General features: G+C 46.8%; 9 protein-coding genes. 2 read left to right on the forward strand and 7 right to left on the reverse strand.

Annotated elements, in window-relative coordinates; genetic code table 11:
* Positions 1-218: 218 nt before the first annotated feature.
* Complete coding sequence (locus AAB523_01185; GenBank protein MEK7555884.1) at positions 219-1,457, reverse strand: DEAD/DEAH box helicase; 1,239 nt, start codon at positions 1,455-1,457, stop codon at positions 219-221.
* Between the two features lie 212 nt (positions 1,458-1,669).
* Positions 1,670-2,335, reverse strand: a complete 666-nt coding sequence (locus AAB523_01190; GenBank protein MEK7555885.1) for a VTT domain-containing protein — start codon at positions 2,333-2,335, stop codon at positions 1,670-1,672.
* Positions 2,336-2,436: 101 nt separating this feature from the next.
* On the opposite strand from AAB523_01190, the gene AAB523_01195 reads away from it, so the two are divergent.
* Entirely contained in the window at positions 2,437-3,078 is a 642-nt protein-coding gene (locus AAB523_01195) for a VTT domain-containing protein (protein ID MEK7555886.1), read from the forward strand.
* Positions 3,066-3,761, forward strand: a complete 696-nt coding sequence (locus tag AAB523_01200) for a glycosyltransferase family 2 protein (protein MEK7555887.1) — start codon at positions 3,066-3,068, stop codon at positions 3,759-3,761. Before AAB523_01195 ends, AAB523_01200 begins: the two co-directional genes overlap by 13 nt.
* Positions 3,762-3,778: 17 nt before the next feature.
* Here the strand turns inward: AAB523_01200 and AAB523_01205 are convergent, their stop codons facing one another.
* The 5 genes from AAB523_01205 to AAB523_01225 form a co-directional block, all read right to left on the reverse strand.
* Positions 3,779-5,488 carry a hypothetical protein gene (locus tag AAB523_01205; protein MEK7555888.1) on the reverse strand — a complete coding sequence of 570 codons (1,710 nt, stop codon included), beginning with the start codon at positions 5,486-5,488 and terminating at the stop codon, positions 3,779-3,781.
* Positions 5,467-6,345 (reverse strand): hypothetical protein, encoded by an 879-nt coding sequence (locus tag AAB523_01210; GenBank protein MEK7555889.1) that lies wholly within the window; start codon positions 6,343-6,345, stop codon positions 5,467-5,469. Before AAB523_01210 ends, AAB523_01205 begins: the two co-directional genes overlap by 22 nt.
* A gap of 4 nt (positions 6,346-6,349) precedes the next feature.
* Entirely contained in the window at positions 6,350-7,699 is a 1,350-nt protein-coding gene (locus AAB523_01215) for a dockerin type I repeat-containing protein (protein MEK7555890.1), read from the reverse strand.
* 66 nt (positions 7,700-7,765) lie between these two features.
* A complete protein-coding gene (locus AAB523_01220) occupies positions 7,766-8,200 on the reverse strand; it encodes a hypothetical protein (GenBank protein MEK7555891.1) in 435 nt (144 codons plus the stop codon).
* A gap of 38 nt (positions 8,201-8,238) precedes the next feature.
* Positions 8,239-8,667 (reverse strand): hypothetical protein, encoded by a 429-nt coding sequence (locus AAB523_01225; protein MEK7555892.1) that lies wholly within the window; start codon positions 8,665-8,667, stop codon positions 8,239-8,241.
* Between the last annotated feature and the right edge of the window lie 189 nt (positions 8,668-8,856).

Raw genomic sequence — 8,856 nt, forward strand, 5'->3', positions numbered from 1 at the left:
TTCTCGGAATTCTGTTATTTTGACGAACGAGGAGCGACCTAAATTTCTTGAGCGACATTGTTTTCTTACGAATGAAGTGAGTTAGAAAACAAGAAGTACTCTTTGTGGTGCGAAGCGACTAGAAATTGGAAGTACTCTTTGTGGTGCGACACGAAAGTTTCCGAACTTTCATGGCATCCGAATGAAGTCAAAACAACGCCCAATCTATTTATTGGGCGTTATTTATGCTCAACAAAGGTGAGCGCTTTTCCTTTCTTGCCCGCTCTTCCTGTTCTGCCGATACGGTGGACGTAGTCGTCATACGTTGCGGGAATGTCATAGTTGATGACATGGCTGATGCCGCTGATATCAAGGCCGCGCGCCGCAACATCCGTTGCTACGAGGATCTGGGCGCGGTTATCCTTGAAGAGGCCGAGCGCTTTCTGTCGTTTTGATTGGTTTTTATCGCCGTGGATCGATTCGGCTTTGAATCCTCTTTTGACAAGAAGTTTGGAGAGGTTCTCCACGCCGTGTTTTGTCTTGCCAAAGATAAGCACCTTGCTGAACTCCGGCTGGATCAAAAGGTCATGAAGTATGTCAAGTTTTTCATCACCGCGCTTAACTCTCACCACGTCTTGGTCCACATTCTTTGCGGTATCTTGCGTTTTTACGGAAATAGAAACCGGCTCGCGAAGAAATTCCTTAATGAGCGTCTCAATTTCTCGCGAGAGTGTCGCGGAGAAAAAGAGCGTATGCCGTTCTTTCGGCAAGCACGCCATCATAAAACGCATGTCGGGAAGAAATCCCATATCAAGCATCCTGTCCGCTTCGTCTAAAACCACGCTCTTGAAACGCGCGAGATCAAGAACTTTCCTTTTGATAAGATCCTTCAGTCTCCCCGGTGTGCCGATCACAAAACGGTGCGCACGTTTGAGGCCTGAAATTTGCTGGCCGATATGCGCGCCTCCCACACAGCATACGGAATGAATATTCGTATGCTTGCTGAATTCTTTGAGCTCTTCGTTGATCTGAATGGCAAGTTCGCGCGTGGGGACGACGATCAGTACGTTCTCTTTCGGATCTGTCATCACCTTATTGATAAGAGGAATGAGAAACGCGCCCGTCTTACCCGTTCCCGTGTTGGCAATGCCGACGACATCTGATCCGCGAAGAATGTGCGGAATGGTCCTGTCTTGGATAGGCGTAGGCATCGTGTATCCTTTTGCGGCAATATTTGCCTTGATCTGTTGATGAATCTTGAAATCTTCAAACTTGTGCTCCGGCACAAAATGTTCCACCTTTTCGGTGATCACCGCTTTATTGATGAATTTTGAGACATCAATCCTCTGGCTCCTCATCTGCTGTCTCTGTCCGCCCCTCTGTCCACCTCTCTGTCCTCCGTGCGCGCGAAAATTACTCCCATGACGAGACGGGACGCTTTTCTGAAACGGTTTCTTGCTAAAATTCTTTTTATACATATATTCTTTGTGCGGTGCCTTCTTTGAATGATAATAGCGGACCAAGAGCGGGCCCGCTATACTTTTTAAAATAAGTGAGACTCTAAGTTTGCATGAATATAATAGCCGAAATCCAATTATTTGTCAACCGAGCACCACTTTTACCATTGAAACAAAAGGGGTTTTGCGTATAGTGCATCATTGTTTCTATAAATACTCAATGGAGGAATTGGTCAAAGTGGTGCTCGGTCAACCCCATGAGGAGTAGGTTTACGAACAAAATAGAACGCTCCAAAGAATATGACACCCGCAAGCGCGATAAGCCCGAAAAAGCGTAGCTGTTCTCCGAGGATAATCGACTCGCTTGCATAAGTGGTAATGATCACGAACGGCAATTCCGCAAGAAATGTCAGCAAAACATATTTCCAAAAAGGGTATCGGATAAAGCCGAATGCGTAGCCAAGCTCTGCGGGAAGCGCCAAGCGAAGAAGAAACATCATGAAAAAGCTCGTATGGACTCTGACCTCGCGGAGCCACACATCAAAGCGCTCAGCGGAAATAACATAGCGAACCGCCGGGTAGCCGACATAATACCCGATAAAATAAGCTATTGCAGCGCCAAGAAGCCATCCTCCGAGTAGCAAAAGAGCGGTCAGCGCCGTACCCCAAAGAGCGACCGCCACGGGGATGAGCGGAAGATTAGTGAAAGGGCTCACCATCGCCGCAAGAGCGGCAGTGAGTATGAACACGAGGATCCCCAGTATTTCGTTCTGTCTTACGTATACTTCAAAAAAGGAGACGATATCGTAAAACGCCTCCTGCAACGAAAGGGAGTACCAAAACAAAAGGGTGACCGCGATAAGTATGCCGATTATGAGTAATGTCCGCTTATACGTCATAATAGTGAGTATAGCAAAACGAGGCGGCGGCGTCTTTCACTTCCCTTTATCGACGGAGTGCAAAAATCTCACCTTTTTAAAGACACACTCCTCTATCAGCAATGCTCTTTTTAGGTTATCCTGTATTTATGGATGTATCCTCTGCTTTTGCAATACAATACGCCCCTGTCTTTCTCGGTCTTTTGCTTGGCGGAGAGGTAGTACTGGTACCGGCAGTCTACTTAAGCGCCGTAGGGGTATTAGATCCCCTCTCTGTGTTTGCACTCGCTCTTGTCGCAACACTTGTATCAGATTCACTGTGGTATCTGTTCGGGAAATTGATGTATCAGGCAAGGAAACTACTGCCTGAAGAACAAGAGAGTACGGAAGGGTTAAAGCGACGTTTTGTTCATAGGATGTACGCGCGAGTTGCACCAAAGATTGAGCGTCTTTCCGCCGTCTTTGTAGAGAATCCAATCAAAATACTGATACTGTCAAAATTTGTTTACGGTACGCGCACTGCCATGCAAGTATTATCCGGAATGTATAGGGTCCCCTATCGGCGTTATCTCATCGGCGATCTCATCGGGTCAGTACTTCTTATTCTGTTCACTTTTGCGCTCGGTCTTGGCGTACAAAAAGTTTTCAACACCACCGTATTGGATGTTCGGAATATTCTGCTATCCCTCTCTGTTTTTGTTGTTCTCTTTTTGGTGCTTACGTACAGCGCGAAGAAAGTAATTGAAAAACTATGGTTTCAGTAATTATTCCGGCGTACAATGAAGAAAAAACTATCGGGCAGGTGATTGAAAGCTTACGGTCGCACCCTTTGGTGGAAGAGATACTTGTAGTCAACGACGGCTCAACCGACAAAACTGCCGCGATTGCCACAGCGGCGGGGGCGACTGTCGTGTATTCCCTGCCCGTAAACCAGGGAAAAGCCGCTGCCATGCATTACGGCGTGGACCATGCAAAGAACGATCTCATCTTGTTCGTGGATGCCGACATTGATGGCCTTACGCATGAGACAATTACGGAATTGATCGGCGCGGTTGCAGGCGGTGGATTCGGCATGGCGGTAGCACTGCGAGGGAGAGGTATCTATTGGTCAAACAAGATCTTGCGGATATTTCCCGCGATCGGCGGCGAGCGAGCACTCTCAAAAGAACTCTGGAGGAGACTGCCTCACCATCTTATCAAAGGATTCCAAATTGAGATCGCTCTTAACTACTATGCCAAGAGTACCGGTGTGCGCATGAAATTAATATTTGCGCCGACATTGCGCCAAACTATAAAAGAGCGTAAGTACGGGCTCTTTAATGGGCTTTGGAGACGGGCGCGCATGATAACGGAAATGTGTGTGATAGGGATACAGCTTTATTTCTTGGATGCGCTACGCATCAAGGTCTACAGTCCCGCAAAGGAAAAGATTGACACGCGTATTTGAAGATGACTGGAACGATTTTATGAATCACGGGAGACATCTTGTATCTCTTTCGTAATAATATTCTCCGCTTCCTTTAAATTCTTCTCAAATTCTTCAAGAAAGAGAATCTCTTCAGTGGTAAGTTTTCGCTTGTCTTTTACCGCTTTCAATCGCATAACATGCGCATGAACATCCTTGCGAAGAAGGTTGAATGACTTTTCAAGCACTTTTTCCGCCTCTCTACCTTCGCGGCGAAGACGGCGAATAATCCGTGAAAGTCGATACCACGTGGATATCCCTATGCCGATGATGGCGGCAAGCGCAAGAAGAATGAGAATGATCAGAGAAAGATAGTTGAGGATCAGCGTCATGACACTCGCCAGGAATTTCGGGTTTATTATGATCGTGAGTGGTACGCTTTCATTGCTTCTCGCTCCGCGTGCGTCAGTCACGCGCGCGGTAAACGTATAGACCCCGGAGTCAAAACGCTTTGTAATAATAAGCGTGAAATCTCCGGAACCGTTGCTTTGCGTGTTCTCTTCGGATACTACTTTCTCATCCTGCTTGATGAGAACGCTCACATTTGAATTCGGATAGGTGGTTCCGCGAATTTTGATTATGTCGCCCGATTCAACTTCTTCCGGATAGGAAGTTATGACCGGCGCGTCAATCGCTTCAATCGTGAAATCGGCCGATGCGCTCGTGGTGTTCCCGGCGCGATCCAGAGCGGTTACCGTCACTATGTACATGCCCGGATACTGCGACGGAAGCTCTTGCTGGTTCCCGCCCGCGAGTGCGTCCACGCGCTCTGCCACGTCGCTTCCTACTCTCACATTGTAATAGCTTATACCCGACTGGTCGTCCGTCGTATTGAAGAGAATGACCGATTGCGGCAAAACCCCTTTCGTCCCGTGCGGGAACGTAATAGAGAATGGTTTCGGCGGTGTGGTATCAATATTTACGCGGTAATGCGCCACAGCACCCCATCCCGTTGCTGTCCGTATCTGCAAGTGGAAGTAATAGATGCCATCGGGAAGAGTATCAATTTTTTTGTTTCCGATCGGCGGATCATAGCTCACAGTCGGTATGCTTTTTGGTGATGTGCCTATGAGCGTCCTAACCTCAAGCACCCCCAGAGGAAGTGTCCACGAAAATTCCGGACTACTGTTCGCATACCATTTCGCCTGGTCTGGATGTGTTGATGAAGCGATGGTCGGCGCCTTACCCTCTGAAGTAGTCTCTTCTGCCGGAGGTGTTCCTACCGGTAAAGATTTAGAATCAATATTGATAATCGCCGTGCGAAGGCCGGTCAGAATATTCGTACCGGTTCCGTCATTCGCTAAAACCGAACCGGAAGTGAAGCTCAAATTTGCCTCCCCTGGGGCTTTCGCCCTAAACGTGATGGTGAGAATCTTGCCGCTACCCCCCATAAATCCCGGATTGAGCACAATGCCTTCAAAACTGACCGTTCCTCCGTTGTTTGAAAATGACGGCTCTTGTACCCAGAGAGAAAATATTGACCCGGTTTTTGAAAGAGAGACGACTTCCAATTTGTCAGACGGGAAAGAAACAACGCCGGAAGCGGCATTCATAGCCTGATCAGAACTCCCCGTATAGACGCCGACTGAAAAGGTACTGCCGACACTATAAGAATCTGCTGATTGAGAAAAAGAAAGCGTCGCCGCCTCCGCTCCAAACGGCGCAAGTGAAAGCAGTAAAAAAAGAATTATTGTATAAATCTTGGCCATAATATTTTGAGCAAAAATAGAACGACAATCATCATTAATAGTATACTAAGAATTGCGTATTGTTGATACCATGGCGCGATGTTTCGCGCGTCCAATACCGCGACTCTTTCATTGCCGGCTTTATCAATTGCTTTAACGAATATCTTTCTCTCAAGCGACTGCTGTTTCAAGAGATAGGGACTTTCGGCAACGCTAAACCGACTCCACTGCCCTTCGCGCACTTCATAGCGGTCAATCCCTGATATCTTGTCTTGAGTTGCGAATATGAGAGCGTATTTTCCGTCAAAGTAACTTAACTCATTTGTAACAATCGGCTTAAAATCCTCCGGGGGTTCATTGTCTGTAACTTTCTCAACTTCTGGTGCAGGTAGTTTTGATTCTAAAGAGATTAAGAATGGAAACAGCGAGGTTTGTGTGTACACTTCCGTGCCTTCTCCATCATTTCGCAAAACTCGTATTGCGTCTCCCTGAATGGTGCCGTTGCCGTCTTTTTTTGCGCGAAACACAATTGAAAACAAAAGTTCTTTTTTGCCCGAAAATCCTCCCGGGGTAATGCCTGAAAATACAATGACGCCCTGTTCCAGAATACGTGGTTTTTCCACCCAAAAATTGATAGTGGAATTCCCGTCTCGGATTTCTCTCGCTTCCAAAAGGTCAGCTGGAAACACCACCCTTCCCTCCGCAGCGTTTATTGATTCACCTTCAGTATTCAAGAATACATTCATTAAAAATTCTTCTTCTTGCGCGAATTCATGACTTTGCGCGTCAAAAGATATTCCAGCGGCAAAAACGGGTGTGGCAACAAAAGCCACAAACAATGAAAGAAAGATGAATGTAATTTTAGTGAAGATATTCATATATTTACCCCGTCCAATAAAACGCCATGATACTGAAATCAACCAAGTCCACTTTTCCATCGCCATTCAATTTTGCCGTCTCCGTTGTTTTAAAAACGGCGCTCAATGGACGTTTGTACCAATATGCCGCGATGGAAAAATCAACCAGATTCACTTTGCAGTCATTATTCAAATCGGCCTTGCCGGGGCATTTTGTCGCAATCGTGGCAGCTACATTTTTCGTACCAACGAGAAAGCTCGCGATTTTACCGAAAGAACTAATCTCACCATTCAATGCCGACTTTGACTTCGTGGTGTGCTGTCCCATTTCAAGTACGGAGGTGTCAAAGTTATGCAGATACACACCGCTTGCGTCAGTCTTTTCCTTCACGAAAAATTCCTCTTCCGAATTGACAGTGATAACGATTTCCGATGTAGGCGCGCTTTGGCCGAAAATGGCGATGTTATCGCCTCGTTTTACTTCGCTTTTATCAACCGAGATGGTCGGCGCGATAAAAATACCGCTGACATTGGTGGTGGCGCCCGAGGTTATACTCACGGGAAAAGTGAGAAGGGATGAACGCACGCCCTTGCTGTCTTCGCTGTAGACGGAAAAAATGTAATTCCCGCCGGAAAGACCGGAAAGACTTATTTGAAAATTCGCATCACTGCCTGCAACAGTGGTCGCGGCAACCTGCGCGTCTTTAAGAAGCGTTACCGTACTTTTTGGGTAAGCGCGACCGGAGAAAACAGCTCCTGTTGCCGACGCAATAATTCCTCCCCCACCTCCTCCGCCACCGCCTCCTCCGCCGCTAGGTGGAGGTGCCGCCGGAGCCGCTACGGGTGTCGCAGAAACCTGTGTTGAGGTCGCGATAGCATTGCCGAAAGCGTCTTTTGCAACAACAACAAAATAATAGGTTGTACTATTGCTAAGCCCTGTTCTTGTAGAAGAGGTCACGTTCCCTAGCGAAGTATACGTGTACGGTCCTCCTGAAATTGTGGCCTGCCCGATATTGTACCCGGATGCTGTCCAACCTAAAACGCCTTGCGATGCCGTCCAGGAAAGCGCCGTTTGCCCGTCTCCCGCGGTGGCGGAAACAACAGGCGTTGAAGCAAACGGGTACCGCAAAAATCCGGCGCCAAGCTGGAATGAAGAAGCGGTGCTCGTCCCCAGAGCGATTTCAGCTACCGTTCCCCACAGTTGAAATCCGGTTGATGTTGAAAATCCCGCCGGAGCCATAACCGGATCCAAGACACGAAACGAACTCGAGGTGAACTCATTAGCTCGAGAATTAAAGGGGGTAAAAAAACTCGCAATAAGCACGAGTATGAAGATTCCAAAATATTTACGACCTACGGATACATCCTTTCTCATCATACTAAATAGTACCACATTCGCGATAAAGAACCGTGGTTAATAGAAAAACTCTCTTATCAATTTCTATTGACCGATATTGAGTGAGGCAACTTCAACGATAATATTTGCTTTTGGATCGTAGAGAAATGCTTTTTGCGCTGCGGTATAGAGAAGTACTTCGTCGCCAACTTTCGCTTTGGCAAAAAATGGGTTGCCCGCAAGCGGAGCTGTGTCAGACACAGTTGCCACCACAGGAAGTTCGCCTTCAGGTAAAGCGATGAGTCTCCCTACTCTCTCCACCAAGAGAGCAATCTTTGCTTCGTTTGCTTTATTTGGGTCTTGCTCCAGCGTGCTCACTTGATTATAGAAAAAGGCAGCCGCCGCGGATGCAATTATTAAAAGCGCAATGACGGTTACGGTCAATTTGTTTCCGCCTTGACTCGCTTTTGCGTTCTCATTGGTAAGGATCGTGTCAGGTTTCATGGCAGTTTGAGGTTTTATGGCAGTTTGAGATTTCATAGAAATTCTTGGGGGTGATATTTGAAGTAATACGAATGTTATTGTTCTGTTTCTTCCTTTGGTGTATTCGAACTTTCGGTGGTTGTATCTACTCCCTGCGCGCTCGTTCCTGTGCCAAGTGAAATTGGAGCTACTTCAAGAATTTTGTTATTCACCGGGTCATAAAGATACGCCTTTCTCGCATTTTGATAGAGGAGCACCTTGTCGCCGACTTTCGCTTTCGCAAAGAACGGCTGATCTTTCAACTTTTCCGGATCGCTCACGGTCGCGATTGTCGGAACCTCTCCTTCAGGGAGAATAATGAGTTTCCCGGCACGGGAAACGATATCCTCCACTTCTTTTTGAGCTGCGGCATCAGGGTTTGCTTGGTCTTCCTTAATAGCAGACGCTTTTTGATAAAAATAAAACGCGGCGGCGCTCATGCCAATAAGTAACAGTACTAATATTGCGGAAGTAAATTTTTTCATTTGTGTTCAAATATAATTATGTAATATATTATACATTGTGCCTGACTATTGACGCAAGTGTTTTTTGGGACGGGGCTCTGTCAGTAACAATTAACGTAGTCAATGTCGCGAAACAAAGGGTTTAATACACTTTATTTTTTCTCGTCTTTAATATCTTTGACTCCCACGCTCACTTCCGGCACATCATCG

This window comes from Patescibacteria group bacterium (assembly GCA_038063375.1).
In the GTDB taxonomy this organism is placed as follows: domain Bacteria; phylum Patescibacteriota; class Minisyncoccia; order Phycocordibacterales; family JANLHH01; genus JANLHH01.

What these genes read in the sequence shown, in the direction of transcription:
- AAB523_01185 (MEK7555884.1), bottom strand. Translation starts at nt 1,457, where the DNA reads ATGTATAAAAAGAATTTTAGCAAGAAACCGTTTCAGAAAAGCGTCCCG.
- AAB523_01190 (MEK7555885.1), bottom strand. Translation starts at nt 2,335, where the DNA reads ATGACGTATAAGCGGACATTACTCATAATCGGCATACTTATCGCGGTC.
- AAB523_01195 (MEK7555886.1), top strand. Translation starts at nt 2,437, where the DNA reads ATGCTCTTTTTAGGTTATCCTGTATTTATGGATGTATCCTCTGCTTTT.
- AAB523_01200 (MEK7555887.1), top strand. Translation starts at nt 3,066, where the DNA reads ATGGTTTCAGTAATTATTCCGGCGTACAATGAAGAAAAAACTATCGGG.
- AAB523_01205 (MEK7555888.1), bottom strand. Translation starts at nt 5,488, where the DNA reads ATGGCCAAGATTTATACAATAATTCTTTTTTTACTGCTTTCACTTGCG.
- AAB523_01210 (MEK7555889.1), bottom strand. Translation starts at nt 6,345, where the DNA reads ATGAATATCTTCACTAAAATTACATTCATCTTTCTTTCATTGTTTGTG.
- AAB523_01215 (MEK7555890.1), bottom strand. Translation starts at nt 7,699, where the DNA reads ATGAGAAAGGATGTATCCGTAGGTCGTAAATATTTTGGAATCTTCATA.
- AAB523_01220 (MEK7555891.1), bottom strand. Translation starts at nt 8,200, where the DNA reads ATGAAATCTCAAACTGCCATAAAACCTCAAACTGCCATGAAACCTGAC.
- AAB523_01225 (MEK7555892.1), bottom strand. Translation starts at nt 8,667, where the DNA reads ATGAAAAAATTTACTTCCGCAATATTAGTACTGTTACTTATTGGCATG.